We start from the raw sequence: 24,115 nt of genomic DNA, 5'->3' as shown, positions 1-24,115 counted from the left end.
GCACAATGGGCGGCGTGCCGACAGACCTGCGCCGCCTGCCCGACCGCCTCGGGGTGCCCCGGACCGACATCGCCCTCGCGGCGGTGTTGGTGCTGGCCGGCATCGTCTGGGCGATCGCGAGCGGCGGAGGCGGCGACGCTCCGGCGCCGGTGCACCTGGACTTCCCCGACCTGGGCGTGCGGCCCACCCGACCAGAGATCCCTGACATTCCCGACATCCCTTCCGTGGTGGACGTGCCCGGGTGGGGACAGGTGCCGGTCAGGCCCGTGGACCCGCGCCCACCGCTCGACGGCGGCGACGAGGCGGGCGGCATGCTGGCCGTCAACGTGATCGCCGGGGCGGCGGTCGCGGCCCGCCGCCGGTGGCCGCTGAGCGCGTTCGCCGTCGCCGCCGGGGCGGTGTTCCTGATCCAGGACGGCCTGCTGTGGCCGGGCTTCGTCGCGGTGCTGATCTGCGCGTACTCGGCCGTCGCCTACGGCCGGTCGGTGCGCGTGGCCGGAGCGCTGCTGATCGTCGGCGCGATCATCGCGGCGTCGCTGTTCGCCAACTCGATCCCGCAGATCCCGGGCTGGCTGAGCCCGTTCGCGGTGCTGCTGCCGGCGGGGCTGTTCGCCGTCGCGCTGCGCAGCGCCCGGGGCCGGGCCGATGCCGCCGCCCGCCGCGCCGCCGCCCTGGAACAGGAGCAGGCGGCCACGGCCCGCGCCGCGATCGCCGAGGAACGCGCCCGCATCGCCCGCGAGCTGCACGACGTCGTCAGCCACCACGTCAGCGTCATGGTCGTGCAGGCCGGAGCCGCCGGGAAGGTCATCGACAAGCGCCCCGACCTGGCGGCGAACGCGCTGTCGGCGATCGAGGACAGCGGCCGGTCCGCCATGGCCGAGCTGCGCCACCTGCTGGGCCTGATGGCCCCCGCCGACGACCGCCTGCACCCCCAGCCCGGCCTGCGTGAACTCGACACCCTCGTCGACGCGGTACGCGCCGCCGGACAACCGGTGACCCTGCGCCGCGACGGCGTCGATGTGCCTGACGGCGTGGACCTGACCGCATACCGGGTGGTGCAGGAAGGGCTGACCAACGCGCTGCGGCACGCGCCCGGCGCGCGTACCGCGGTCGAGATCCGCCACGACGGCCGTGACCTGCTGGTCGAGGTGAGCAACGAGGCGCCGACCGGGGAGCCGGGCGGCCCCGGAGCGGGGCGCGGCCTGCTGGGGCTGCGCGAGCGCCTGAAACTGCACGACGGCACCCTGCACGCCGGGGCCGCGCCGGGCGGCGGGTTCCGGCTGACCGCCCGATTCCCGGCGGCGTCATGAGCGAGCAGCTGAGAGTGGTCGTCGCCGACGACCAGGCGCTGGTCCGCAGCGGGTTCACGATGATCCTCGCCGCGTCGGGCATCGACGTCGTCGGCGAGGCGGGCGACGGCGAGGCCGCACTCGCGGCGGTGCGGCGGCTGCGCCCCGACGTGGTGCTGATGGACATCCGCATGCCAGGCATGGACGGCCTGGAGGCGACCCGGCGGCTGCTGGCGACCGGAGCGACCACGACCGCGGGCGAGCCCACCCGGGTGATCATCCTGACCACGTTCGACCTCGACGAGTACGTCTACGCCGCGCTGCGCGCCGGGGCCAGCGGCTTCCTGCTCAAGGACGTCACCCCGGACCACCTCGTGCACGCGGTGCGACTGGTCCGCGACGGCGACGCGCTGCTCGCCCCGTCGATCACCCGCCGGCTGGTCGACCGGTTCAGCTCCACCTCGGGCGTACGCGAGGACCACGGCGCGCTGCCGACGCTGACCGCCCGCGAGCGCGAGGTGCTGGTGCTGCTGGCCCGTGGGCTGTCCAACGCGGAGCTGGCCGCGAACCTGCAGCTCGGCGAGGCGACGGTGAAGACCCACGTGGCGCGCATCCTGGCCAAGCTGGGCTTGCGCGACCGGGTGCAGGCGGTCATCTTCGCGTACGAGAGCGGCCTGGTCAGCCCCGGTTCCTGAGCCGTGCTCGGCGATCCAGGGGCTCCTGGCCGAGCTGTCAATCGTCGGCGAACCCGCGGTAGGTGCCGGAATCGTCCGTGGCGTCGGCGAACTCGGCGAAGTCCATGTTCGCGATGCTGAGGTTGGCGGAGACGTCGGCAAACCAGCGGGGCGGCACTCGGAAGGTCCGGCCGGGTTCGGAGGACAGGTCGACGGCCAGCAGCCGGTGCTCCTCATCGGTCATGGTGGCGGCGTCGGCCACGAACAGATATATGATCTTATCTGCCTCGTCGGCGGAAGCGTCGGCATCCACGAGTGCTTCGACGGACACGCCCGCATACGCCGGATCACTGGCACAGGTGGCGCTTCGGAACCCGGCGAGGTCGTCGAGCGCGGCCGAGAGCCTGTTCCAGGCTGCGTCGTCGCTGAAGTCGGTACGCAGGACCAGTGAGGTCAGATCGTCCGGCGGGGGCAGCGGGGTCACTCCCGGATCTTCCCATCAAGAAGCTGGCCGGCGCATTTATCGGGAGCTGGAAGGGATGCGCGGCCGCTATGGTGCACTGGTGATCGACGATCCCTACCGTGATGTCGAACTGGTCAAGCTGTACGACCTCGACAATCCCGATGGTGAGGACCACGCCTATTACCGGGCGCTCGCCGACGAGCTGGGCGCACGATCGGTCATCGACCTGGGCTGTGGCACCGGACTGCTGACGCGGTCGCTGGTGCGGCCGGGGCGGACCGTGCTCGGCGTCGATCCGAGCCGGACCATGCTGGACTTCGCCCGGTCGCAGCCCGGGGCGCAGACGGTTACCTGGATGTTCGGTGACGCGACCGCGCTTTCGCCGACCGGCACCGCCGATCTGGCCGTCTGCACCGGCAACGCCATCATGCATCTCGCCCCGGACGAGCTGCCCGCGACGCTGACGGCGCTCGCCGGGGCGCTGCGCCCGGGTGGCGTTCTTGCGTTCGAATCACGCAGCCCGGCCTACCGCGAATGGGAACGCTGGAGCCCGGCGGCCACCTACGCGGAGCGCATCACCCCGATGGGTCGGCTGCGGGAGTGGTTGGACGTCACCGAGGTCGAGGACGGGCGGGTGACGTTCGACGCGCACAACGTCTTCCCCGACGGCGAGGACCGGGTCTACACGAGCGTCCTGCACTTCCGCAGCTCTGAGCGGTTCCGGCAGGAGCTGGAGTCGGCCGGTTTCGCCGATATCGTCTGCGACGGCGACTGGCGCGGCGGCCCGGCCGGGGACGGCTCACGCCTGTTCGTGTTCCGGGCGCGCCGGGTCTGAATGGCGGGATCCTCGGGCGGGACCGGGTCCGCGCGGACCGGGCCCCGCCGGAAGTGTGCGGGCGGTCGAGGCCGCCCAGGTTGAGGCCGGGCCCGGTCACCTGATCGGCGTCAGAGCCCCAGGAAGGCGGCGATGCCGCGGGCGTGGCCGCGGGCCGTGGCGGTGATGAAGTCGGCGCGCTTGAGCAGGTTCGCGTTGGCGACCGTGTCGATGAACAGGTTCTCGGTGAGCACGGCGGGCATGTTGCTCTCGCGCAGCACGTGCAGGTTGGCGGTCTTCTGGCCGCGGTCGGTGATCGAGGAGATGGTGCGCATCTGGCTGAGCACGTTGGAGTGCACGAGGCTGTGCAGGCGCTGGGTGGTGGCGCCGACGCCCGGGTAGCGGTAGCTCTCGAAGCCGGTGCCGCCGCCGGCGTTGATGTGGATGCTGACGAAGATCGCAGCGCCCCAGGCGTTGGCGTCGTCGGTGCGGTAGGCGAGGCTGCGGGTGATGTCGGTGGTGCGGGACATGCGCACGTCGACGGTGTAGCTCGCCTTGAGGATGTCGCGGGTCTGCAGGGCGATGTTGAGGGTGAGGGTCTTCTCCTGCAGGCCGTTGGCGACCGCGCCGGCGTCGGTGCCGCCGTGTCCGGGGTCGAGGTAGATCTTGGGCCCGGCCGCGAAGGCGGGCCCGGCGGCGGCGAAGGGAGCTGCGGCCACGCCGGCGGCCGCGGCCAGCAGGGTGCGTCTGCGCAGTACGGAGTTGCCGTTCATGTTCACCTCTGGGGGGCGAGGACGGGACGGCGTGAATCTATTACATGCGCATCGATCTATGAAGATGTTCTACGAAAGAAGTTTGTGCCACGGCGGTTTCTTCCATGGCGAGCACGCTGACCCTGCCGAACGAAGCTGCTAACCGGACACTCCCGCGACGCGGCCGATCCTGGCCACGCCACCGCGGAACACGTATCCGACAAGTGCGAGCCCGTACCATGATCCGGCTGCGACAAGCTGCGACACCGTGGCATCGGCCGCCATGACGGCGGCCCACCAGTAGTAACGAGGTTCGTTCGGGGGGAAACCGAACATCATGCAGACGACGGTGTAGCCGAGTACCGGTAACCACGCCATGTGCGGGAACCCGCCGCTGACGGCGAGCAGTGCGATACCGGTGTAGATCAGCGTGTTGCGTACCGTCGCCAGCGGGTCGGTCGGTGCATCGGCCAGCTGCCCTACCTCCGCGGCGGCGGTCGCCGCCGCCGTCCAGCAGATCGCCCAGAGGAGCCTGGCGGCACCGGCCTTTGCCGGGTCTGGCAGCGAAAGACCGGCTTCGTTGTGGCATGCCGTCGCCGCCGCGACTCCGCCGATGGCAGGCAGCAGCAGCATCACGGAGACTTCGGCGAAGAATCGGACGACACCGAGGTCCTGGATGGTCGCCTGCGCCAGGGCCCACGACGCGAGTGCCGTCAACGCCACGATGTTCAGGGCCGGCCGGGTGGCGTGCACCGACGCCCAAGCGCGAGCCGTCGACACGTCGCTCAACCGCGGCCGTCCAGCTCGCAGCGCTGGAAGTCCTCGACCATCGCTTGGGCCTCAGCGGGGTTCAGCACCCGGAACTCGGCCGGAACCGGACGGTCGAGCCGATGGCCGGCGATCTGCATCCAGGTCATGAACAGGGAGAAGTACCGGGAGTGGTACGCCTGCCAGTCGAGATCCACTGACATGGGATCGACCCCTGGACGCAACTCATGGCAGTGCCACGGCGCGATGAGGCTTTCCACCAGGAGTTCTACCGGAAGCTGCCCCTGCTCGTAGACCTCGGCGGGCAGCCAGAGGCGCTGGACGTCAGGCCCGGAGGGGATGTAGGTCCGGCTCTGCTCCACCACGCGCTGCGGCACGAGGGCGTGGTAGCCCTTCTCCTTCGCACTGGCCATCAGCTGCTGCACCTGCGGCACGACCAGGCCGGAATGCCGACGGTGCTCGTCGAACAGGCAGATCTGCGGAGCGTCGCCCACACAGACGTCCGGCGGGACCGGCACGTCGACCTGGCGGTTGTTCGGGAACAGCGCCGGCCCGAAGGCGAGCAGGCCGACCGCGGCACAGGCCGCCGCCCATCCCGCGGCCGAGGGAATCCGCAATCCCGAGCGCGCCCGCAGCCGCACGGTGACCAGCAGCAGCGCGGTCAGCGACAACAGGATCGCCTGCCCACCGAGGTAGGCGAGGTTGTAGGTGCGCCCCAGCAGCGTGATGGTGGCACCGCCGAACTTGAGCAGGCGGAACTGCTGGTCGCTGTCGAACGCGTTGCTCAGCGTGTAGTTGAGCACGAAGCTGCTCACGGCGCCGAGAAGCCCTGCCACCAGCGGTGAGGCGAACCTGCCCAGGGCGGAGCCGAGGGCGACGTACCAGAAGATGGCCAGCACCTGCACCGACGCCGAAGCCATGATCGCCCACCAGCCGGCACTCGGCTGCCTCACCTCACCGACCAGCAGGGCCACGGCGATGGTCGCCACGTGTGCCGCGGCCAGGGGCACAGCGGTCCACAGCGCGGCGCGCAGGTACACCCGCTCGGGCCGGGGGACCGACAGCACCAGATGAATGTTCCCCGGTCGGGTGAGCCGAGCCGCGTCGACCGCCGCGACTCCGGCGCTGACCGGGCCGAGGATGAACAGCACGACCGCGAACCAGTCCGCGGTCCACATGCCCTCGCCGCGCCACGGCATGCCCCGCTGCAGGAACGCGACGACCTCAAGCACGATGGCCGGCAGCAGCAGCCACGGACCGACCAGCGTGTGGAGGGCATACCCGAGCTTCGCTTTCATTCGCCCGCTCCCGTCATGAGAACCGCGATGGCCCGCTCCAGGTCGGTGTCGCCGGGCGCGTCATCCGTGGCGTGTGCCTCCAGCGACGCCACGTCACCGTCGTAGGCGACCTGTCCCTCGCTCAGGATGACGACCCGATCGGCGAGCCCACGCACGTCTTCCACCAGGTGCGTGGACACGATGACGACGCGGTCGCGGCTCACTGCGGCGACCGCCTCGCGCAGCGCGATGCGCTGGCGCGGGTCCAGTCCGACGGTCGGCTCGTCGAGCAGCAGCACCAGCGGATCGTGGACGAGTGCGTGTGCGATGCCCAGACGACGACGCATACCACCGGACAGGGTGCCGATCCGGGTGTTCCGGCGGTCGGATAGGCCGACCTGGTCGAGTGCCCGCGACACCGCGGCCGCCCGGTCCTGCCGGGGCACCCGCTGCAGCCAGGCGACGTGGTGGAGGAACTCCTCGCAGGTAGCCGAGTTCGGCAGCTTCGGCTCCTGCGGCAGGTAGCCCAGCCCGGCTCGGCCGCTCTCCGCCATGACGCCGATCGAACCCGAGGTGGGGCGGTCCACGCCCGCCGCCAATCGGAAGAACGTCGACTTGCCGGCCCCGTTGGGTCCGACGAGGCAGGTGACGCCGGTGGCGACTGCCATGGTGAGGGGGCCGAGACAGAATCCGCTGCGGTAGCTCTTCGTCAATCGCTCGCACACGAGCCGGTCGTGCTCAGTCATGCTTCCTTCTTCAAGGTCGAAGTGCCAGGTCGCCCGATCGCGCTGGAGGGCGACCTGGCCGGAGATGTCAGCTCCAGTAACTGGCCGCGGAATAGGCCCAACCGCTGCACGGATCAGTGCGGAACGGCACGTCCAGGCATACCCGGGCCTGCGCCCGGAACTGATTGCTGGCGGTGAGGTTGAGTCCGGTGTTGGCGTACAGCCACGACGCGGACTGGGTGCTTGAATGGCCGGTCTCGGCGTCGTCGTAGGAGTTCCAGGCGCCGTAGGTGTTGAACTGCGTCCAGAAGTGCGCGTACTTCTTGTGGTCGTCGGCGTTGGTGTACCAGACGTTGGCGTCGAGGTACGACCGCGGCCCCTGCCCGGCGTCGTTCAGGCGCCACACTCCGTTGCCGTTGACCTGGCTGCCGTAGGCCGCGACGGCGACGTAGCCACCACCGTGCGGCCAGTCCCGGTACTCGCCCGCGGCCGACGCGGCAGACACCGAGCCGAATGCCAGGATGCCGCCGGCAAGCAACGCAAGGCCGGCGCGGGCGAAGAGGCTCTTCTCCATGATCCCTCCCCTGAAAATGGGCACGGGGATCTACGAATTGGCACGGTCGCGCGCCGAATCACCCCCGTGATTTGGTAGATCAGGCTGGCGTACGGATACATGTCTGTCAAGGTCTTGCGGAATTCTGCAGAGGTAGTGGGTCGCGGGGACTCGAACAGGCCGCCCTCCGCTGAAGGATCGACGTGGAATCTCTGCTTGCCGTTACTGCGCCAGCCTTGACCAGGGAAAACCTTGGCCGTCCGTGGCAGGCTGAACGGCTGCGCCGGATCCTTTGATCGATCTACATCGAGATGTGAGGAAGGCCACATCGCCCGGGCGGTCGACGGTCGGTCGCATCGATACGTCGCATTTGCAATGATAATACCCGGCCGGCGGCCGAGTCCTATCACGACTGGAGGGGCGACTATAGGGCATCGTCGTTGAACGCGACGCCCCGCTTCCGTTAGGGCCGCCGAAAACGACGAAGGTCATTGCGAAGCGGGTCGCTTTCCCTTACGTTGGCGAAACTTGAACCCGGGGGCAAGGCAATGTGCAATTCGTCGGCGATGTCGGCGGCGAATCACTTCACACTGGTCTTGAATCGAGGATTTATGTCAATCAACGAAACGTCCGCGAGGAGCGGCCCGGTGCGGCCCCGCGCCGTCGCGGCGGCGATCGCGCTGGGGCTCGGTCTCGCGGGCAGCGTGCTCGCGGCGAGCCCGGCGGCGGCGGCGGTCGACCGCAGCTGCTACGCGGACACCTTCTGCGTCTACAAGGACGCCGACTTCTCCACGAGCAGCCCCATGTACCGCTTCACGAAGGGCACGTCGGACTGGGCGGTCAGCACGCCGGAAATCTTCGAGGCGGACAGCTCCTGGCGTAACCTGCGATCGTCCGGTGCCGCGACGTACACCTCATTCCAGTACTTCGGGCAGGAGATCTGCGTCGACGGCGGCTACCAGGTGGCGTCCTACTACTGGGCCAACAACGACGGCGCCAGCAGCAAGGTCAACGTCACCTGCTGATCTGCGGGATAGTCTGAAGTCAATGTGAATCGTGGGGTTGTCGGCATTCACGAGGGTCGGCAACCCCACCGACAGCGAATGAGTTGAGCATGGAACGACGTTGGTCTCGCATGTCCGGAATGTTGACCGCCGGCGTTCTGCTGGCGGCTGGTGCTCTCGCCGCGTGCAGTGAATCCGTGGCGAACGACCCCGCGGCCGCACAGCGGGCGCAGGCCGCGTATGACGCCGGTGTCGAGTTGAAGCGCCTGGTCCTCGACGCCGAGAACACCCTCGTGGAGCGGTGCATGGCGCACAAGGGCTTCCCGCAGTACGACCACGAGGACGGGCCTCCCTCGACGCGACCGAGCTTCGAGTCGCCGCCGCTGGAGTCGGCTCAGCTCCTCGGTTACGGCCTCGACCCCCGCCGGCGTGCGGTGCCGGACTCCAAGGCCGCGCCGACCGCCTGGGACAAGCTGCCGGACGATGAGAAGGGGCGGTACACCAGGGCCAAGTTCGGCGACATGGATCACGACGTGATCACCTACGACTTCGGCGACGGGAAGGTCAGCAGTCCCCGTGGCGGCTGCGTCGGAGAGACCCGGATCGCCATCTACGGCGACCTTCAGGAACACATGCGCATGAACTGGCTGGTGACCAACCAGTTCAAGGCCATCCAGTCAGAATATCTGCGTAATGATGCCGACCTGTCGGATGCGCTCAAGCAGTGGTCGACGTGTATGGTCTCGCGCGAATTCCGTGACCTGGCCAACCCCGGTGATGCGCGAACCGCGGCAGGTGAGTTCTACAAGGGACTCCGCCCGGAAGACGGCCCGGGCCTCGACCGAGCCAAGGAGAAGGAGATCCGGCTCGCGGTGGCCGACGCGCAGTGCGCCGACTCCACCAACCTGCGCGCGACCAGTCAGCAGGCCCGGGCACGTGCCCTCGGCGATGTGCTGACCCGGCATGAAGTGGACATCATCGCGTGGCGCGATTTCATGTCGAAGGCGCTGGCGGTGGCGCAGGAAATGCTGGCGAAGGCATGAACCGGCGGCGTCTGCTGACGTTGGGCGGGGCCATCGGGCTATCGGTCACCACGGGTGCGGCCGTCTATGCGGCGGGTCAGGCCCACACCCCGTCGCAGCGGGCCGCCCAGGCCGCCCCGCCGGAGCCCTCCGTGGTGACGGCACCGGTCAAGCGTGGCCGGCTGGCGGACGAGACTGTCGTGGAGGGTCGGCTGCAGCGTGCGGTCACCGTGAACGTCCCTGCCCCCGCGGCGGTGGACGGGGGTGCACGGCTCGTGGTCACCCGGTTGGCGAAGAAGGTCGGCGCCTCGGTGGCGTCAGGCGACGTCCTGCTCGAGGTGTCCGGGCGTCCGATGCTGGTGCTCAGGGGCAGCTTCCCGGCCTATCGCGATCTGAAGCACGGCATGACCGGCCCGGATGTCAAACAGCTCCAGGAAGCCTTGCGCCCGCGGTACGGCACTCCCCGCACCGGCAGATTCGATTCGCGCACCGAAGCGGACCTGCGCCGCCTGTACGTGCGAGTGGGTTACGAACCGGCTTTCGCGGAGGTCCAGGCAGCCGCATCGCCGGCCCCGGTGGCCGGGACGCCTGCGCCGACCCGGCAGGTGATCCTGCCGGCCGGAGAGGTGGTCTTCGTGCCGTCCCTTCCGGTACAGATCTCCGCGCTGCCGGCTCGTGTCGGCGGGGCCGCCGAGGGGACCGTCGCTTCACTCGCTTCAGGAGCCTGGCGGGTGTTCGTGCCGCTGGACGACGAGGCCGAACGATTCTTGAACGGTGGCACCGAACCGGCGGCGATCACCCTGGAGGACGGTCCTGCGGCGGACAACGACACGAAACTGGTGGAGATCGTGACGAAGCCTGCCGAGGGTCAGACCCCGGAGAGCCGCGAGGCGGTCTTCTCGATGCCAGGCTCGGTCCAGGCGCGACCGGGAGATCCCCAGCGGATCAGGCTGACCCGGGCGCGCAGCGAGCCGGACAGCCTGATCGTCCCCGTCTCCGCGCTGTGGACGGCCACTGACGGCACCGTCTGCGTGAATGTCGTGCAGGGCGCCGGGCAGCGTACGGTCCCGGTCAAGGTGCTGCTCAGTGTGCGCGGCGAGGCCGCGGTCACCGGCGAACTGGTGGAGGGCGAACGCGTGGTGGTCAGCCGCAATGGGTGAACTCGTTCTGAACGTGTCCGGAGTGGGACGGGTCTTTCCGGGACCACCCGCGGTCGCCGCCCTGCGCGACGCGAACCTCTCCGTGCATGCCGGCGAGATGGTTGCCGTCGTCGGTCCGTCCGGTTCAGGCAAGTCCACCCTGCTCAACATCCTCGGCCTGCTCGACACCCCGACCAGCGGCACCGTCGAACTCAACGGCAGGGACGTCACCACGCTGTCCGAACGAGAGCGCACCAAGGCGCGGGCGACCGACATCGGTTTCGTCTTCCAAGCATTCCATCTCGTTCCGCACCTCGACTGCGTTCGCAATGTGATGCTGCCGCTGGTGCACCAAGGCCGCCCGAGGGGCCAGCGGCAGGCGATTGCCGAGAACGCACTGCGCCGCGTGGGGCTGTCGCATCGTCTCGGTGCCCGCCCCACCACCCTGTCGGGAGGCGAGCAACAGCGAGTGGCCATCGCCAGGGCCATCGTTCACGATCCGCCGCTGCTGCTGTGCGACGAGCCGACGGGAAACCTCGACAGCGAGAACACCGCCGGCGTGCTCACGCTGCTTCGTGAGCTCGTCACGCCTGGACGCGCGGTGGTCCTGGTCACCCACGAGCAGCAGGTACGCGATGCGACCGACCGGTTTGTGGAGGTGCGTGATGGCCAGTGCGGCTCGCACGAGCGTGCGTGACATCTTCGCCCAGGCCTGGCATGCGGTGACCGGACGGCGCGCCCGGTCCTTCTTGACCGCCGCCGGCGTAGGCCTCGGCATCGCGGCGACCGTCGCGACGCTCGAAGTCACCGCCACGGCAGCAGGAGCGATCTCCGACAAGTTCGACGCGACGAGGGCTACCAGCATCACGCTGCGCTGGCCGGACGCGGCCGCGCGGCCGGACATCGGTGTGATCGACAACGTCCTCCGGCTCAACGGGGTGGAGGCGGCCGGCCTGATGTGCGAGGCATCCGACGACGTCCACCGTGCCGCTGCGGTTGCCGCCCCGCACGCGACCGGCATGGCCGTACGGGTCAGCCTCCTTGCCGCGCAGCCTTCCGCGCTGACCACCGAGCGGATCACGATGCTTCAGGGCCGTGTCTTCGACGAAGGCCACGGCACCCGGGGCGATCAGGTGGCCCTGGTCGACAGCATCGCCGCGCGTGACCTGGGCGTCTCCCGGCCCGGCCAGCTGATTTACGTAGACGGCGACCCGGTGAGCGTGCTCGGCGTGTACCAGGCGCCCGTCGGCCAGGCACGGCTGACCGCCGCGGTCGTGGTGCCATACCAGCGGTGCGGCAACGATGCTCGGGAGGCCTTCCGTCAGCCGGAGGCGGTGATCCGTACCGCGCTCGGGGCCGCCGACCAGGTCGCCGGGGAAGCCCGACTGGCCCTCAGCCCTGCGGACCCCGGATCGCTGGTGGCGCTGGTCCCACCGGACCTACGGACATTCCGGCAAGGAGTCGAGGCGGACACCCGGGCGCTGTTCCTGGGCCTCGCCCTCGTCTCTTTGATCATCGGCGCGTTGGGGGTGTCGAACACGACTCTGGTGTCGGTGCTCGAGCGGCGCTCGGAGATCGGACTTCGCAGGGCGATCGGAGCATCACGCGGCGCCGTCGCAGCGCAGTTCCTCGTCGAGTCGGGTTTGCTGGGCCTCGCGGGTGGACTGCTCGGCACGATCGTCGCCGTCAACGTGACCGCCTCGGTGGCGCTGGCGAAAGGCTGGGTCGTGGTCCTGGAGCCGTCCGTCCTGGGGGCCGCACCTGCGCTGGGCCTGCTCGTGGGCACGCTGGCCGGAGCCTACCCCTCCTGGAAGGCCAGCCGAGTCGCGCCCGCGGTCTCGCTGCGCAGCGCCTGAAGCCTGGCGCAGGCGCTCCAGCAGGATCGACACGAGCGGGCACCACCCGGTGAGCACAACAGTCATTCGGCGCGCTCGCATCGGCCGATGTCCGCCCCGTCCCGCCGCGCCTACAGTCCGGTGCATGCCCCTGCCCCTCAACCTGCTCGACCAGGCCGCATACCGGGCCCAGAACGCCCTGGACAGCGTCGTGCTCGCCCAGATGAGCTGGCTGTCGGACGGCCCGCCCGACGTCGATCGGGTCCGTGCGCTCGCCGCGCGCCTGGCCCGGTCCCGGCAGCTCGGGCGGGTCATCGTGCCCGCGGCGGCGTTCGGCGGCCGGGACCACTGGGGGCCGCTGGACGCCGTGCCCGAGGTCGCCGTCGTGACGGACCCGGTCGAGCGGAGCGCCGTGACGGCGTGGCTGGACGACCGCGGCCAGGTTCCCGTCGACCCGTGCCGTCACCCCTGGCACCTGGCCGTACGTCCGCTGGCCGGTGGCGGGCACGCGGTGACGCTGGTGGTGTCGCACGCGCTCACCGACGGCATCGGCCTGGTGAACGTGCTCGCCGCAGCCGACGGCGACGCCGCCGCCCTGTACCGGGGCCGCCGCCCCGGGCTGGTCACCGCGATCGGGCAGGCCGCCGCCGGGCTGCCGAGCGCGGTCAGGGCTGCCGCCACCGCGGCACGAGCCGACCGGCGCACCATGTCGCCCGCGCCGAGGACCTCCCACGCCCGCCCGCTCACCGCGGTGGCCCTGATCGACGCGGGGGCGTGGCACAGCGCGGCGGCCGCCGCGGGCGGCACGTCGAACGTGCTCTTCGTGTCGGTCGCCGCGCAGGTCGCGGTCACCACCGGACGGGTCACCGGCGACGGGCGGGTGCTGATCGGCATGCCGGTGAACAGCCGCGGCGACGGCGACGACGTGTCCGCCAACGCCGTCACCACCGTGCAGCCCGACCTGCCCGCCGACCGGGTCGGCGACGTCGCGTTCGTCCGCGCCGAGGTGAAGCGCACGCTGGCGGCCCGGCGGGAGCAGGACGCCTCGTTCACCGCGCTGCTGCCGCTCGTGCCGTACCTGCCGCGCAAGGTCGTGCGCGCCCTGGCACAGGCAGCATTGGGCGGCGGCGATCCGGTGACCTCGGCTTCGCACGTCGGTGTCGTGCCGCAGGCGCTCGTCGCCGCGCCCGGATCCGCGTACGCGGTGGTCATGAACCTGGCCATGCAGCACCCGGCCGGGGTCGCCGGGCCCGACCGGGTCAACGCGGTCGTCGCCGAGACGCCGGGCGGCACGGTCGCGCTGCACCTGAGCGCGGCAAGCGACGGGATCGGCGACGCCGCCGTGCTGCGGTCCGCGCTGGCGGGGGCGCTGCGGTCGTCGCACGTCGAGCCGCGGGAGCTGCTCTGAACGCGCTGCGCCTGCTCGCGTACGCGGTACCGGACGGTAATGGGTGGCATCGCTGACCGCACCGGCCTACCGTCCTGCTGTGTCCAACGCAGACGAGACCTTTCAGCGGTCCGAGGGACCGCCCTCCGATCTGAGGGTCGGCGCGCCCGAGCGTGAGGCTGCGCTGCTGGCCCTCGACGAGCATCTCGGCTACGAGCGGCTCGACCCGGCTGAGTACACGCAGCGCCGCGCGGCCTGCCAGACGGCGCGAACCGAGTCCGATCTGCGCCGGCTGTTCGTCGACCTCCCCGAACCTCACCCCGACCTCTTCCACCAGCCGCCTGCGGCACCCGCCGCCGACGACGTCACCGCCCTCGGCTGGGCCCTCGGCATCCTGCTCGCGCTGGGACTGCCGGTGACGATCGTGCTCGGCGTCGTCTACGACGCCTGGTGGAGTCTCACGGTGCCCGTGGCCCTGAGCGTGCTCCTGCTCTACATCGAGCACCTGCTGACCCGCAAGGCGACCGGCGTCGTGGTTGCCGACGAGGCATAGGGTGTCGCCGTGATCGAGACGGCGGTGGCGGGCGCGAACGCGCTGACGCGGCGATGGGTGGCCACGATCGAGTCCGGCGGTTCGTCGGCCGTCTCCGCGGCCGGAGTATGGCCCCTGCTGGCCTACCTCGCCCCCGCGGCGGACGGCGACGGCCGCGACGAGCTGACGGCGGCGGTCGGTATGCCCGCGGGCGACGCTGCCGCAGGTGCGGCCGCGGTGATCGAGCTGCTGCGGTCGGCACCCGGGCTCAGGGCCGCGATCGGCGCGTGGGTGAGCCCCGACCTTAAGGTGCACGCCGAGTGGCGCGACAGTCTGCCGCCCGGCGCGGTGGGTGTGGCCGCCGAGCAGGCGGTGCTGGACGCCTGGGTCCGCGAGCAGACCGACGGTTTGCTGAACCGGATGCCGGTGCGGGTCAACCCGGAGACACTGCTCGTGCTGGCGTCGGCGCTCGTGGCCAGGACCCGCTGGACGCACCCGTTCACCGACGGGATGCTCAGCGCCGCTGAAGGCCCGTGGGCCGGGCAGCGGCTGGCCGGGCTGCGCCGGACCACCACCGACTGCGACCGGCTCGCCGTGTACGACACCGGGGCCGGGCCGGTCAGCGTGCTGACCGTCGAGGGCGACAACGGCATCGACGTCGACCTGGCCATCGGGCTGCCCGACGCCCCGGCCGCCGCGGTGCTGACCGCGGCCGTCGACGCCCCGGCGGCGGAACCCTCGCGTCGCGGCTCGCAGTTCGGTGAAGGCGACACGGCACCGGGGGTCACGGTGGGCCTCGGGTCCGGGCACGACGACACGCCCCGACTGCTGGCCGCGCTGCCCCGGTTCACGGTGGCGTCGTCGCACGACCTGCTCGCCCACGCCGAGGTGTTCGGGCTGCGTACCGTGTCGGACCTGCGCGCGCAGCGGCTGCCCGGGGTCAGCGACTTCCCGCTGGGCGTCGGCGCGGCGGCGCAGGACCTGACCGCGTCGTTCACCGCCGAGGGTTTCGAGGCGGCGGTGGTGACCGCGTTCGCGCTGCGGGCCGGCAGCGCGCCGTCGTCGCAGCGCCCGCTGCAGGTGCGGGTGCTGCTCGACCGGCCGTTCGCGTTCGTCGCCCGGCACCGCCCGTCGGGCCTGGTGCTCGTCGCCGGCTGGGTCGCCCAGGGCGAGCAGCAGACCGGCCCAGGCCCCGGCTTCGCCGGTTAGGAAGGGCACCTTCCACAACGTATGGCGATGTGAAGGTGCCCTTCCTTTCCGCAGGTCGGGGTTGGTGGGGTGGTCGGGGCGGGATACTGGAGGGGTGCGGCGGGCGGCGGTCTGGAAGATCGGGATCGGGGCGGTGCTCGTCGCGGCGTCTTGTCTGCAGGTGGTGGTGCCGGGGTGGGTGTTCGCGCCGCCGCAGCAGGCGATCTTCGGGCTGCCGGTCGCGCCGGTGGTTGTGCTCGGGCTGAGTTCGGCGCTGTTCGCGGTGGGGGTGATCCTCGCCGGTGAGGGGATCTGCGGGGCGGTCGGCGGGGCGTCGCTGTGGGATCTGGTGGTGCGGGATCCGCTGATGGTGTTGCGGTTGCTCGGCTGCGGGGTGGCGGCGGGGCTCGTGCTGGAAGTCGTGTCGCAGTGGCTGGGGCGGCTCTGGTACTACCCGTGGTGGACGACATGGTTCTACCTGCTGGTGCTGCTGCCGGGGTTCGCGCTGTACTGGGTGTTCATCGTGGAGAGTTATCTGGCGGCCAAGGCGGTGCTCGACGCCGTCGCGCGGCGGCGGCCGGTGCTGCGGACCGTGCGGTCGTGGCCGGTCGGGGTGGTCGCGCTCGGCGTCTTCGCGGTGCTGTCGGCCGGCTGGTATGCCCGGCGCGGCTTCATGTTCGACGTGACGGGTCCGAGCCCGGTCGCGCCGCCGTTCGGGTACACGGTGCTGGCGTTCACCGGGGTGGCGCTGCTCAGCGGGGCGCTGGTGTCGGCGGCGGTGGGCCGCTACTGGGTGCCGTTCGCGGCGATCGTGCTCGCGGCGCTGGTCGTGTCGGTGCTGTTCGAGGTGCCCAACGCCGTGCACTGGCACTGGGCGTATGCCCATTTCCCCGGCCCGGTGCTGCCCGACGGGCTGCCGGCGGCGGTGTTCGTGTCCTGGCCGATGCAGTACGTGGTGTTCCTGGCGGTGCCGAGCCTGCTCGTGCCGCGCCTGGCCGCGGTGTTCTGGCAGCCGTCGGACAGGGTGTGAGCAGGTCAGCGACGCGGTGCGGCGGTCGACTGGCGGACTACCAGCTGCGGCTGGAAGACCACGTGGCGGTGGCCGTGCGCATTGTCGGTGTCGGCCTCTTCCAGCAGCAGCTGTGCGGCGGTGCGGCCGAGCTGCTCGCGGGGCTGGCGGACGGATGTCAGCGGCACGGCGGCCGCGGCGGCGAAGTCGATGTCGTCGTAGCCGACCAGGGCGATGTCCTCGGGGACCCGCAGTCCGCCGATGGTCAGTCCTTGCAGGACCCCGAGCGCGAGCAGGTCGTTGGCGCAGAAGACCGCCGTGGGCCGCCTGCCCCGTGGCAGGGCGCAGATGTCCTCGGCGGCCTGCCGTCCGGCGGTCACCGACAGCGCTTTCGTCTCGAACATCTCCAGCTCGACGCCGCCGCCGTGTTCGGCGAGGGCGGCGGCCGCCCCGGCGTGCCGGTCGGCGACCTGCGCGATGCTGGTCGGCCCGCCGACGAACGCGATGTGCCGGTGGCCGAGTTCGGCCAGGTGGGTGGCCGCCAGGCGGCCGCCGAGCACGTCGTCGACCGCGACGGAGCAGCGGTTGAGCTGACCGGAGCCGCGGTCGACGAGGACCACCGGGATGCCGCGGTCGACGAGGCGTTCGAGGCGGTCGTGGCGGCCGTTCTCGACGGGGGTGATGAGCAGGCCGCGGACCCGCTGCTCTTCTAGGGTGGCCAGGTGGCGGCCCTCGCGGGCGGGGTCCTGGCCGCTGTTGCAGACGACGAGCATGCCGCCGGCGGCTTCGACGACGGCTTCGGCGCCCTGCACGACGTCGGTGAAGAACGGGTTGGACACGTCCAGCACCACGATCGCCACGGTGCGGCTGCTGCCGGCGCGCAGGTGGCGGGCGGAGTCGTTGCGGACGTAGCCGAGTTCGTCGATGGCGTCGAGGACCCTTTTGCGGGTGGCGGGGGCGACGCTGTCGGGGCGGTTGAGCACGTTGCTGACGGTGCCCAGGGACACCCCCGCGCGCCGCGCCACCTCCTTGATGCCGGTCACCGCCATCGCTCCCTCATCTGCTGCTTTCGGTGGACACTATCGGACCGGCCGGCACGCCCCCGTCGACGATGACCACGATGAGGGTGCGCGGGCCGTGCACGCCTTCGACGCGGTCGAGCTCGATGTCGCTGGTCGCCGACGGGCCGCTGATCAGGGTCAGCGGCCGCGTCGGGTCGAGGCGGCGCAGCAGTTCGGGGACGGTCTGCACGACCTGCTCGGCGTGGATGACGCAGACGTGCCGGTCGGGGATGAGCGTCAGCGCCCGCCTGCCCTGGCCTGCTCCACCGTCGAGGGCGATGGTGCCGGTGTCGGCGCAGGCGGCCGCGCAGCCGGTGAGGACGGCGTCGACGGCGTCGAGGTCGGTGTGGCTGAGCGTGGGCCGGTCGGGGACCGCGCCCGGCACGGTGAGCCCTTCCGGCACGGCGACCCGCCAGCCCTTGGTCAGCTCGGCGAGGGTGGCCGCGAGGTCGGCCGGTGCGCACCGGCGCACGGCCGCCCGGTAGTCGCGCAGGCGGTCGGCGAGCAGGTCCAGCAGCTTGGGGGCACCGGGGGCGTACGCGCCGGTGGTGGTGTAGTCGCGGGGGACCGGGACGGCCGTGGGGGAGGGGCCGTTCGCGGTGCGGATGCTGTGGAGGATCTCGTCGCGCGCGCTCATCGAGGGCCGTCCCCGGGGCGGGTCCGCCACCACTGCCGGAACGTCCGCGCGGGCGGGGCGGGCAGGTCACGGGCGGCGGTCCAGGCCGACAGCGGCGGCGGCAGGCTTCGGATGTGGCCGGAGCGGGCGAACACCCGCCCGAGCCGCAGCAGGCGCTCGGCGAACCGGAACCGGCGCGGGCCGCCCATGGCCCAGGCGGCCACGGCCATGGTGAGCGCCTCGGCCGAGGGCAGCAGCCCGCGCCGGCGCGCTTCGACGTGTTCGCCGCGCAGGTGGACGAGGATCGAGGGGATGTCGATGCGGACAGGGCAGACGTCGTAGCAGGCGCCGCACAGCGTGGACGCGTACGGCAGGGAGCTGTTGTCCTCGATGCCGGTCAGCTGCGGGGACAGGATCGCGCCGATCGGTCCGGGGTAGACGCTGCCGTAGGCGTGCCCGCCGGTGCGTTCGTAGACCGGGCACACGTTCAGGCAGGCCGAGCAGCGGATGCAGTGCAGCGCGCTGCGCCCGGCGGGGTCGGCGAGCACCGCGGTGCGCCCGTTGTCGAGCAGGACGAGGTGGAACTCCTGCGGGCCGTCACCGGGGGTGACTCCGGTCCACATCGAGGTGTAGGGGTTCATCCGCTCGCCAGTCGAGGAGCGGGGCAGCAGTTGCAGGAACACTTCCAGGTCGGTCCAGGTGGGCACGACCTTCTCGATGCCGATGACGGTGATGAGGGTGTCGGGCAGGGTGAGGCACATGCGGCCGTTGCCCTCGGACTCGACGACGGTGACGGTGCCGGTCTCGGCGACGGCGAAGTTGGCCCCGGAGACCGCGACCTTCGCAGTGAGGAACTTGGCACGCAGGTGGGCGCGGGCGGCCATGGCCAGGCGGCGCGGTTCGTCGGTGAGGCCGGGGTCGACGCCGGGCATGTGCCGCAGGAAGATGTCGCGGATCTCGGTGCGGTTGCGGTGGATGGCCGGGACCAGGATGTGGCTGGGTCTGTCGTGTCCGAGCTGGACGATGAGCTCGGCCAGGTCGGTCTCGACGGCGGCGATGCCGGCCGACTCCAGGGCTTCGTTGAGGCCGATCTCCTGCGTCGCCATCGACTTGACCTTGACGACCTCGGTGGCGCCGGTCGCGCGGACCAGGTCGGTGACGATCCGGTTGGCCTCGACGGCGTCGCGGGCCCAGTGCACGTGCCCGCCGCGGGCGGTGACGGCGGCTTCCAGCGCGACGAGGTGTTCGTCGAGGCGGGCCATGGTCGCGGCCTTGATCGCCTCCCCGGCTTCGCGCAGCTGCTCCCAGTCGGCGAGTTCGGCGACGGCGCGGGCGCGTTTGCCGCGGATGGTGGCGGTGGCGTGGCCGAGGTTGCGGCGTAACTGCTGGTCGGCCAGCGCCTTGTGGGCGGCGGCGGGGAACGGTTCGTCGCCGCGCAGCTGCCCGACGCCGCGGGGCGCGTGCGGCATACCCAGGAAGGTGGTCATGGCCTGCTCCCGTCGGTGGCGGCGAGGATCTGGGCCAGGTGCAGGGGGCGGACCTCGGACTCCAGCCGGGACAGGCCGCCGCCGATGTGCATGAGGCAGGACGCGTCTCCGGCGGTGATGACGTCGGCGCCGGTGGCCAGGATGTGGCCGGTCTTGTCGGCGAGCATCGCGGCGGAGGTGTCGGCGTTCTTGAGCGCGAAGGTGCCGCCGAAGCCGCAGCACTGCTCGGCGGCGGGCAGCTCGACCAGGTCGATGCCGCGCACCGCCCGCAGCAGGCGCAGCGGTTTGGAGCCCACCCGCAGCATGCGCAGGCTGTGGCAGGTGGGGTGGTAGGTGACCCGGTGCGGGAAGTACGCGCCGACGTCCTCGACGCCGAGCACGTCGATCAGGAACTCCGACAGCTCCCAGGTGCGGGTGGCCAGTTGCGCGGTGCGGGCGGCGAGGCGCTCGTCGCCGGCGTCGCGGGCGATGGCGGTGTGCTGGTGGCGCACGGAGCCGACGCACGAGCCGGACGGGGCGACGATCGCGTCGTAGGGCTCGAACACGTCGGTGTGGTGGCGCACCAGGGTGCGGGCCTGGCGGCGGTAGCCGGTGTTGATGTGCATCTGCCCGCAGCAGGTCTGTGCGGCGGGGAAGGCGACGTCGTGGCCGAGCCGTTCGAGCAGGGTCACGGTGGCCCGGGCGGCGTCCGGGAACATCGCGTCGGCGAGGCAGGTCGCGAACAGGGCTACCCGCATGCGGGCACCAGTGCTCGGGAGGTCGTGATCGGAGTGTCCGGTCCGGACCATGGCGGGGGCGCGCCGCCGTTGAAATGAATCAACTCTCGCTCCCTGGAGATCGAACGTAACAACTCGGTAACTGCGGAGAAACCCTTGACGGGCAGTGGATCTGACTTCTAACGTCATCCTAACGGGCGGATGAAACGTTTCACAAGGTAGTGATCCGAGAAGAGGTCCACGTGCCGACACCACTGCTCACGCTCGACGGCGTCAGCAAGTCCTTCGGCGCCGTCGCGGCACTGCGGGACGTCCGCCTGGAGCTGTATGCCGGCGAGGCGCACGCGCTGGTCGGCGAGAACGGCGCGGGCAAGTCGACGCTGGTGAAGATCCTCGCCGGGGTGCACACCCCCGACGCCGGCACGATCACCCTGGACGGCAGGCCGCTGCTGCCGGCCGGCCCCGCCGACGCGCGCGCCGCCGGGATCGCCGTCATCTACCAGGAGCCGACGCTGTTCGCCGACCTCAGCGTCGCCGAGAACATCTTCATGGGCCGCCAGCCGCTGCGCAGCCTGCGCCGCGTCGACTACGCCGCCATGCGCGAGCGCGCCGCCGAGCTGTTCGCCCGGCTCGGCGTGCGCCTCGACCCCGACCGTCCCGCCCGCGGACTGTCCATCGCCGACCAGCAGCTCGTCGAGATCGCCAAGGCCATCTCCCTCGACGCGCGGGTCCTGGTCATGGACGAGCCGACCGCGGCCCTGTCCGGGATCGAGGTCGAGCGGCTGTTCGCCGTCGCCCGCTCGCTGCGTGACGCCGGCACGGCGGTGCTGTTCATCTCGCACCGCTTCGACGAGGTCTTCGCCCTGTGCCAGACCGTCACCGTGATGCGCGACGGCCGGTGGGTCTCCACCGACCCCGCCGACACGCTGACCGTCGACGACGTCGTACGCCGTATGGTCGGCCGCGAGGTCTCCGCCATGTATCCCAAGCAGGACACCATCCCCGGCGAGCCCCGGCTGGAGGTGCGCGGCCTGACCAGGCGCGGCGTGTTCGACGACGTCACCTTCACCGTGCACGCCGGGGAGATCGTCGCGCTCGCCGGGCTCGTCGGCGCGGGACGCAGCGAGGTCTGCCGGGCGGTCTTCGGCGTCGACCGCCACGACGCGGGCGAGGTCGCCGTCGACGGCGTACGCCTGCCCAACGGCGACACCGCCGCCGCGATCCGCGCCGGACTCGCCCTGGTCCCCGAGGACCGCCGCCAGCAGGGCCTGGTCATGGAGCTGTCCGTCGAACGCAACACCAACCTGCCGCGCCGCTGGAGACTGACCCGCGGCGGGCTGCTGTTCGGCGGCGACGAGCGCCGCGCCGCCACGACCTGGGCGCAGCGCCTGCAGGTCAAGGCGGGCCGGCTCACCGACCCGGTGTCCACCCTGTCCGGCGGCAACCAGCAGAAGGTCGTACTGGCCAAGTGGCTGGCCACCGCGCCGAAGGTGCTGATCGTCGACGAACCCACCCGCGGCATCGACGTCGGCACCAAAGCCGAGGTGCACCGGCTGCTGTCGCAGCTGGCCGCCGACGGCGTCGCGGTGCTCATGGTCTCCAGCGAACTTCCGGAGGTGCTCGGCATGGCAGACCGCGTCCTGGTGATGCACGAGGGACGGCTCACCGCCGACATCGGCCGCGCACGGGCCGACGAGCAGTCGGTCATGCTCGCCGCGACTGGGCAGGCGGCCGCCGCATGACCGCCGTCGACACCGCCCCCGCCGAGACGGCCACCGGCGGCGGCGCCCGGCTGGCCCGGCGGGCCTTCGCCGTACGCGAGCTCGGCATCGCTCTGGCCCTGGTGCTGCTCGTGGTGACCACCACGATCGTCAACCCGCGCTTCCTCAGCGCGCAGAACCTCAAGGACCTGCTGCTGGGTTCCACGATCCTGGCGATCCTGGCCGTCGGGCAGGCCGTCGTGGTCATCACCCGCAACGTCGACCTGTCGGTCGGCTCGATCCTGGGCCTGTCGGCGTTCGCGACCGGGGCGGTGTTCGTCGCCGTGCCCGGCCTGCCGATCCCGCTGATGCTGGTCGTCGGCACGGCGCTGGGGGCGGTGCTCGGCGCGGTCAACGGCGGCCTGATCGCCGCCGCCCGGGTGCCCGCGCTCGTGGTCACCCTCGGCACCCTGTACATGTTCCGGGGCGTGGACTACATGTGGGCCACCGGCCGGCAGATCAACGCCGCCGACATGCCCGCCGCGTTCCTGCGTTTGGGCACCGCGACCGTGCTCGGCGTGCCGGTGCTCGCCCTGTTCGCCGCTGCCGTGCTGGTCGCCGTCGGCTACGTGCTGCGCAACCACCGCAGCGGCCGCGAGCTGTACGCCATCGGCTCCGACCCGGCCGCGGCCCGGCTGTCCGGCATCCCCAGCGGCCGCCGCGTCTTCTACGCGTTCGTCACCAGCGGCGCGCTCGCGGGCCTGGCCGGAGTCCTGCACGCCGCCCGGTTCGGCACCCTCGACGCCAACGCGGGCCTGGGCACCGAACTCAACGTCGTCGCCGCGGTCGTCGTCGGCGGCGTGGCGATCTTCGGCGGCAGCGGCTCGGTGTACGGCGCGGCCCTGGGCGCGGTCCTGCTGACCACGATCCGGGCCGCGCTGCCGGTGCTCGGCATCAACCCGTTCTGGCAGGACGCCGCGGTCGGCGCGCTGATCCTCGCCGCGATCGGCCTCGACCGGGCGCTGTCGGCCCGCGTCGCGCGCAGCCTGCGAGAGAGGAAGGCCCATGTCTGAGCCCGTCGCCCGGATCCGCCGCGCCCTGGGCACCTGGGACGTGGTCGTGCTGCTGGCACTGGTCGCCGTCGCCGTGATCGGCGCGCTGACCATCGACGGCGTCGCCAGCCCTCGGTTCTGGCGCTTCGTGGTCCTGGAGGCGATCCCGATCGCCCTGATCGCCCTGCCGATGACCCTGATCGTCATCACCGGCGAGATCGACCTGTCGGTAGCCAGCGTGCTCGGGCTGACCTGCTCGGTCATGGGGCAGCTGTGGGTGTCCGGGGTGACCTCGCTGCCTGTGCTGATCGCGCTCGCGCTGCTGCTGGGCGCGGGGCTCGGGGCCGTCAACGGGCTGTTCGTCACCGGGTTCGGGCTGCCGTCGCTGGCCGTCACCATCGGCACCCTGGCCCTCTACCGCGGCCTGGCCTACGTCGTGCTCGGCGACCGGGCCGTCGCGAACTACCCGACGACCTGGACCACCACGGCGATCAAGCCGCTGCCCGGCACCACCATCCCGTGGATGATCCTGGTCGTCGCCGCACTCGCCGTCGTGTTCGCGGTCGTCCTGCACGCCATGCCGATCGGCCGCGGCCTGTACGCCATGGGCAACAACGCCGAGGCGGCGCGTTTCGCCGGGGTCAACGTGCGGCTCACCAAGTTCTGGCTGTTCGTCGCGTCCGGCGCGATGTCCGCGCTCGCCGGGGTCTTCTGGACGCTGCGGTTCGCCAGCGCCCGCGCCGACAACGGCAGCGGCTTGGAACTGGCCGTCGTCGCCGCGGTCCTGCTCGGCGGGGTGTCCATCTTCGGGGGCCGGGGCGCGCTGCTGGGCGTGCTGGCCGCCGTCGCCCTGCTCGGGGTGCTGCGCAACGCGCTGCAGCTGGCGTACGTGCCGGCGAACACGCTGACGGTGATCACCGGCTCCCTGCTGATCGCTTCGGTCGTCGGACCGAATGTCGCCGCGATGCTGCGCGAGCGGCTACGCCGGCGGCGAACCACCACTGTTTCGCCCTCTTCCTGACGCCGCCTGCTCCTCGCGGCCACCCCCGATG

25 protein-coding genes are annotated in these 24,115 nt (G+C 71.5%); 15 read left to right on the top strand and 10 right to left on the bottom strand.

Annotation, left to right across the window (positions count from 1 at the left end; translation table 11 throughout):
* Positions 1 to 14 precede the first annotated feature (14 nt).
* Positions 15 to 1,310: a histidine kinase gene (locus AB0B66_RS22510; RefSeq protein ID WP_360533032.1), complete on the top strand. Its 1,296-nt coding sequence runs from the start codon at positions 15 to 17 to the stop codon at positions 1,308 to 1,310.
* Positions 1,307 to 1,984 carry a response regulator transcription factor gene (locus tag AB0B66_RS22505; protein ID WP_360533029.1) on the top strand — a complete coding sequence of 226 codons (678 nt, stop codon included), beginning with the start codon at positions 1,307 to 1,309 and terminating at the stop codon, positions 1,982 to 1,984. Before AB0B66_RS22510 ends, AB0B66_RS22505 begins: the two co-directional genes overlap by 4 nt.
* A 37-nt stretch (positions 1,985 to 2,021) precedes the next feature.
* Here AB0B66_RS22505 and AB0B66_RS22500 read toward each other — a convergent pair whose 3' ends face one another.
* Complete coding sequence (locus AB0B66_RS22500) at positions 2,022 to 2,447, bottom strand: hypothetical protein (protein ID WP_360533026.1); 426 nt, start codon at positions 2,445 to 2,447, stop codon at positions 2,022 to 2,024.
* 79 nt (positions 2,448 to 2,526) lie between these two features.
* Here AB0B66_RS22500 and AB0B66_RS22495 point away from each other — a divergent pair, with 79 nt between their 5' ends.
* Positions 2,527 to 3,261 carry a methyltransferase domain-containing protein gene (locus AB0B66_RS22495; protein WP_360533023.1) on the top strand — a complete coding sequence of 245 codons (735 nt, stop codon included), beginning with the start codon at positions 2,527 to 2,529 and terminating at the stop codon, positions 3,259 to 3,261.
* 110 nt (positions 3,262 to 3,371) lie between these two features.
* Here AB0B66_RS22495 and AB0B66_RS22490 read toward each other — a convergent pair whose 3' ends face one another.
* The 5 genes from AB0B66_RS22490 to AB0B66_RS22470 form a co-directional block, all read right to left on the bottom strand.
* Positions 3,372 to 4,013 (bottom strand): N-acetylmuramoyl-L-alanine amidase, encoded by a 642-nt coding sequence (locus tag AB0B66_RS22490; protein ID WP_360533020.1) that lies wholly within the window; start codon positions 4,011 to 4,013, stop codon positions 3,372 to 3,374.
* A gap of 138 nt (positions 4,014 to 4,151) precedes the next feature.
* Positions 4,152 to 4,781: a hypothetical protein gene (locus tag AB0B66_RS22485; RefSeq protein WP_360533017.1), complete on the bottom strand. Its 630-nt coding sequence runs from the start codon at positions 4,779 to 4,781 to the stop codon at positions 4,152 to 4,154.
* Positions 4,778 to 6,058 carry a hypothetical protein gene (locus AB0B66_RS22480; RefSeq protein WP_360533014.1) on the bottom strand — a complete coding sequence of 427 codons (1,281 nt, stop codon included), beginning with the start codon at positions 6,056 to 6,058 and terminating at the stop codon, positions 4,778 to 4,780. The genes AB0B66_RS22485 and AB0B66_RS22480 overlap by 4 nt, the downstream gene beginning before the upstream one ends.
* Complete coding sequence (locus tag AB0B66_RS22475) at positions 6,055 to 6,783, bottom strand: ATP-binding cassette domain-containing protein (protein ID WP_360533011.1); 729 nt, start codon at positions 6,781 to 6,783, stop codon at positions 6,055 to 6,057. Before AB0B66_RS22475 ends, AB0B66_RS22480 begins: the two co-directional genes overlap by 4 nt.
* 67 nt (positions 6,784 to 6,850) lie before the next feature.
* Positions 6,851 to 7,336: a hypothetical protein gene (locus AB0B66_RS22470; RefSeq protein WP_360533008.1), complete on the bottom strand. Its 486-nt coding sequence runs from the start codon at positions 7,334 to 7,336 to the stop codon at positions 6,851 to 6,853.
* Positions 7,337 to 7,962: 626 nt separating this feature from the next.
* On the opposite strand from AB0B66_RS22470, the gene AB0B66_RS22465 reads away from it, so the two are divergent.
* The 9 genes from AB0B66_RS22465 to AB0B66_RS22425 all read left to right on the top strand — a co-directional run bounded on the left by AB0B66_RS22465 (position 7,963) and on the right by AB0B66_RS22425 (position 16,452).
* The gene (locus AB0B66_RS22465) at positions 7,963 to 8,340 is read left to right on the top strand and encodes a hypothetical protein (RefSeq protein ID WP_360533005.1); all 378 of its coding nucleotides are present in this window, start codon (positions 7,963 to 7,965) and stop codon (positions 8,338 to 8,340) included.
* Between the two features lie 119 nt (positions 8,341 to 8,459).
* Positions 8,460 to 9,362, top strand: a complete 903-nt coding sequence (locus AB0B66_RS22460) for a hypothetical protein (protein ID WP_360533002.1) — start codon at positions 8,460 to 8,462, stop codon at positions 9,360 to 9,362.
* Entirely contained in the window at positions 9,359 to 10,501 is a 1,143-nt protein-coding gene (locus AB0B66_RS22455; RefSeq protein ID WP_360532999.1) for a hypothetical protein, read from the top strand. Before AB0B66_RS22460 ends, AB0B66_RS22455 begins: the two co-directional genes overlap by 4 nt.
* The gene (locus AB0B66_RS22450) at positions 10,494 to 11,177 is read left to right on the top strand and encodes an ABC transporter ATP-binding protein (protein ID WP_360532996.1); all 684 of its coding nucleotides are present in this window, start codon (positions 10,494 to 10,496) and stop codon (positions 11,175 to 11,177) included. The genes AB0B66_RS22455 and AB0B66_RS22450 overlap by 8 nt, the downstream gene beginning before the upstream one ends.
* Complete coding sequence (locus tag AB0B66_RS22445) at positions 11,146 to 12,336, top strand: ABC transporter permease (RefSeq protein WP_360532993.1); 1,191 nt, start codon at positions 11,146 to 11,148, stop codon at positions 12,334 to 12,336. The genes AB0B66_RS22450 and AB0B66_RS22445 overlap by 32 nt, the downstream gene beginning before the upstream one ends.
* A gap of 124 nt (positions 12,337 to 12,460) precedes the next feature.
* A complete protein-coding gene (locus tag AB0B66_RS22440) occupies positions 12,461 to 13,723 on the top strand; it encodes a hypothetical protein (RefSeq protein WP_360532990.1) in 1,263 nt (420 codons plus the stop codon).
* A 79-nt stretch (positions 13,724 to 13,802) separates the two neighbouring features.
* Positions 13,803 to 14,255, top strand: a complete 453-nt coding sequence (locus AB0B66_RS22435) for a DUF1707 domain-containing protein (RefSeq protein WP_360532987.1) — start codon at positions 13,803 to 13,805, stop codon at positions 14,253 to 14,255.
* Between the two features lie 9 nt (positions 14,256 to 14,264).
* The gene (locus AB0B66_RS22430; RefSeq protein ID WP_360532984.1) at positions 14,265 to 15,443 is read left to right on the top strand and encodes a serpin family protein; all 1,179 of its coding nucleotides are present in this window, start codon (positions 14,265 to 14,267) and stop codon (positions 15,441 to 15,443) included.
* 94 nt (positions 15,444 to 15,537) lie between these two features.
* Positions 15,538 to 16,452, top strand: a complete 915-nt coding sequence (locus AB0B66_RS22425) for a hypothetical protein (protein WP_360532981.1) — start codon at positions 15,538 to 15,540, stop codon at positions 16,450 to 16,452.
* Between the two features lie 5 nt (positions 16,453 to 16,457).
* On the opposite strand, the gene AB0B66_RS22420 is transcribed toward AB0B66_RS22425, so the two are convergent.
* The 4 genes from AB0B66_RS22420 to AB0B66_RS22405 are packed head-to-tail and all read right to left on the bottom strand — an operon-like array spanning position 16,458 to position 20,332.
* Complete coding sequence (locus AB0B66_RS22420; RefSeq protein ID WP_360532978.1) at positions 16,458 to 17,474, bottom strand: LacI family DNA-binding transcriptional regulator; 1,017 nt, start codon at positions 17,472 to 17,474, stop codon at positions 16,458 to 16,460.
* A gap of 13 nt (positions 17,475 to 17,487) precedes the next feature.
* Positions 17,488 to 18,129 carry an LUD domain-containing protein gene (locus AB0B66_RS22415; RefSeq protein WP_360532975.1) on the bottom strand — a complete coding sequence of 214 codons (642 nt, stop codon included), beginning with the start codon at positions 18,127 to 18,129 and terminating at the stop codon, positions 17,488 to 17,490.
* Complete coding sequence (locus tag AB0B66_RS22410; RefSeq protein WP_360532972.1) at positions 18,126 to 19,595, bottom strand: LutB/LldF family L-lactate oxidation iron-sulfur protein; 1,470 nt, start codon at positions 19,593 to 19,595, stop codon at positions 18,126 to 18,128. The genes AB0B66_RS22415 and AB0B66_RS22410 overlap by 4 nt, the downstream gene beginning before the upstream one ends.
* Complete coding sequence (locus AB0B66_RS22405) at positions 19,592 to 20,332, bottom strand: (Fe-S)-binding protein (protein WP_360532969.1); 741 nt, start codon at positions 20,330 to 20,332, stop codon at positions 19,592 to 19,594. The genes AB0B66_RS22410 and AB0B66_RS22405 overlap by 4 nt, the downstream gene beginning before the upstream one ends.
* 221 nt (positions 20,333 to 20,553) lie before the next feature.
* On the opposite strand from AB0B66_RS22405, the gene AB0B66_RS22400 reads away from it, so the two are divergent.
* Genes AB0B66_RS22400 through AB0B66_RS22390 form a run of 3 tightly spaced genes read left to right on the top strand, consistent with a single transcriptional unit; the run spans position 20,554 to position 24,084 of the window.
* Positions 20,554 to 22,053, top strand: coding sequence for a sugar ABC transporter ATP-binding protein (locus tag AB0B66_RS22400; RefSeq protein ID WP_360532966.1), 1,500 nt, complete (start codon positions 20,554 to 20,556; stop codon positions 22,051 to 22,053).
* Positions 22,050 to 23,084, top strand: a complete 1,035-nt coding sequence (locus AB0B66_RS22395; RefSeq protein WP_360532963.1) for an ABC transporter permease — start codon at positions 22,050 to 22,052, stop codon at positions 23,082 to 23,084. The genes AB0B66_RS22400 and AB0B66_RS22395 overlap by 4 nt, the downstream gene beginning before the upstream one ends.
* Complete coding sequence (locus AB0B66_RS22390) at positions 23,077 to 24,084, top strand: ABC transporter permease (protein WP_360532960.1); 1,008 nt, start codon at positions 23,077 to 23,079, stop codon at positions 24,082 to 24,084. Before AB0B66_RS22395 ends, AB0B66_RS22390 begins: the two co-directional genes overlap by 8 nt.
* Positions 24,085 to 24,115: the final 31 nt, after the last annotated feature.

It is taken from the genome of Catellatospora sp. NPDC049111 (assembly GCF_040648615.1).
GTDB lineage: Bacteria > Actinomycetota > Actinomycetes > Mycobacteriales > Micromonosporaceae > Catellatospora > Catellatospora aurea.
This window is presented reverse-complemented; position numbering and strand designations above follow the sequence as displayed.

What these genes read in the sequence shown, in the direction of transcription:
- AB0B66_RS22505 (WP_360533029.1), top strand. Translation starts at nt 1,307, where the DNA reads ATGAGCGAGCAGCTGAGAGTGGTCGTCGCCGACGACCAGGCGCTGGTC.
- AB0B66_RS22455 (WP_360532999.1), top strand. Translation starts at nt 9,359, where the DNA reads ATGAACCGGCGGCGTCTGCTGACGTTGGGCGGGGCCATCGGGCTATCG.
- AB0B66_RS22445 (WP_360532993.1), top strand. Translation starts at nt 11,146, where the DNA reads ATGGCCAGTGCGGCTCGCACGAGCGTGCGTGACATCTTCGCCCAGGCC.
- AB0B66_RS22405 (WP_360532969.1), bottom strand. Translation starts at nt 20,332, where the DNA reads ATGCGGGTAGCCCTGTTCGCGACCTGCCTCGCCGACGCGATGTTCCCG.
- AB0B66_RS22460 (WP_360533002.1), top strand. Translation starts at nt 8,460, where the DNA reads ATGTTGACCGCCGGCGTTCTGCTGGCGGCTGGTGCTCTCGCCGCGTGC.
- AB0B66_RS22450 (WP_360532996.1), top strand. Translation starts at nt 10,494, where the DNA reads ATGGGTGAACTCGTTCTGAACGTGTCCGGAGTGGGACGGGTCTTTCCG.
- AB0B66_RS22410 (WP_360532972.1), bottom strand. Translation starts at nt 19,595, where the DNA reads ATGACCACCTTCCTGGGTATGCCGCACGCGCCCCGCGGCGTCGGGCAG.
- AB0B66_RS22480 (WP_360533014.1), bottom strand. Translation starts at nt 6,058, where the DNA reads ATGAAAGCGAAGCTCGGGTATGCCCTCCACACGCTGGTCGGTCCGTGG.
- AB0B66_RS22390 (WP_360532960.1), top strand. Translation starts at nt 23,077, where the DNA reads ATGTCTGAGCCCGTCGCCCGGATCCGCCGCGCCCTGGGCACCTGGGAC.
- AB0B66_RS22475 (WP_360533011.1), bottom strand. Translation starts at nt 6,783, where the DNA reads ATGACTGAGCACGACCGGCTCGTGTGCGAGCGATTGACGAAGAGCTAC.
- AB0B66_RS22440 (WP_360532990.1), top strand. Translation starts at nt 12,461, where the DNA reads ATGCCCCTGCCCCTCAACCTGCTCGACCAGGCCGCATACCGGGCCCAG.
- AB0B66_RS22470 (WP_360533008.1), bottom strand. Translation starts at nt 7,336, where the DNA reads ATGGAGAAGAGCCTCTTCGCCCGCGCCGGCCTTGCGTTGCTTGCCGGC.
- AB0B66_RS22490 (WP_360533020.1), bottom strand. Translation starts at nt 4,013, where the DNA reads ATGAACGGCAACTCCGTACTGCGCAGACGCACCCTGCTGGCCGCGGCC.
- AB0B66_RS22395 (WP_360532963.1), top strand. Translation starts at nt 22,050, where the DNA reads ATGACCGCCGTCGACACCGCCCCCGCCGAGACGGCCACCGGCGGCGGC.
- AB0B66_RS22415 (WP_360532975.1), bottom strand. Translation starts at nt 18,129, where the DNA reads ATGAGCGCGCGCGACGAGATCCTCCACAGCATCCGCACCGCGAACGGC.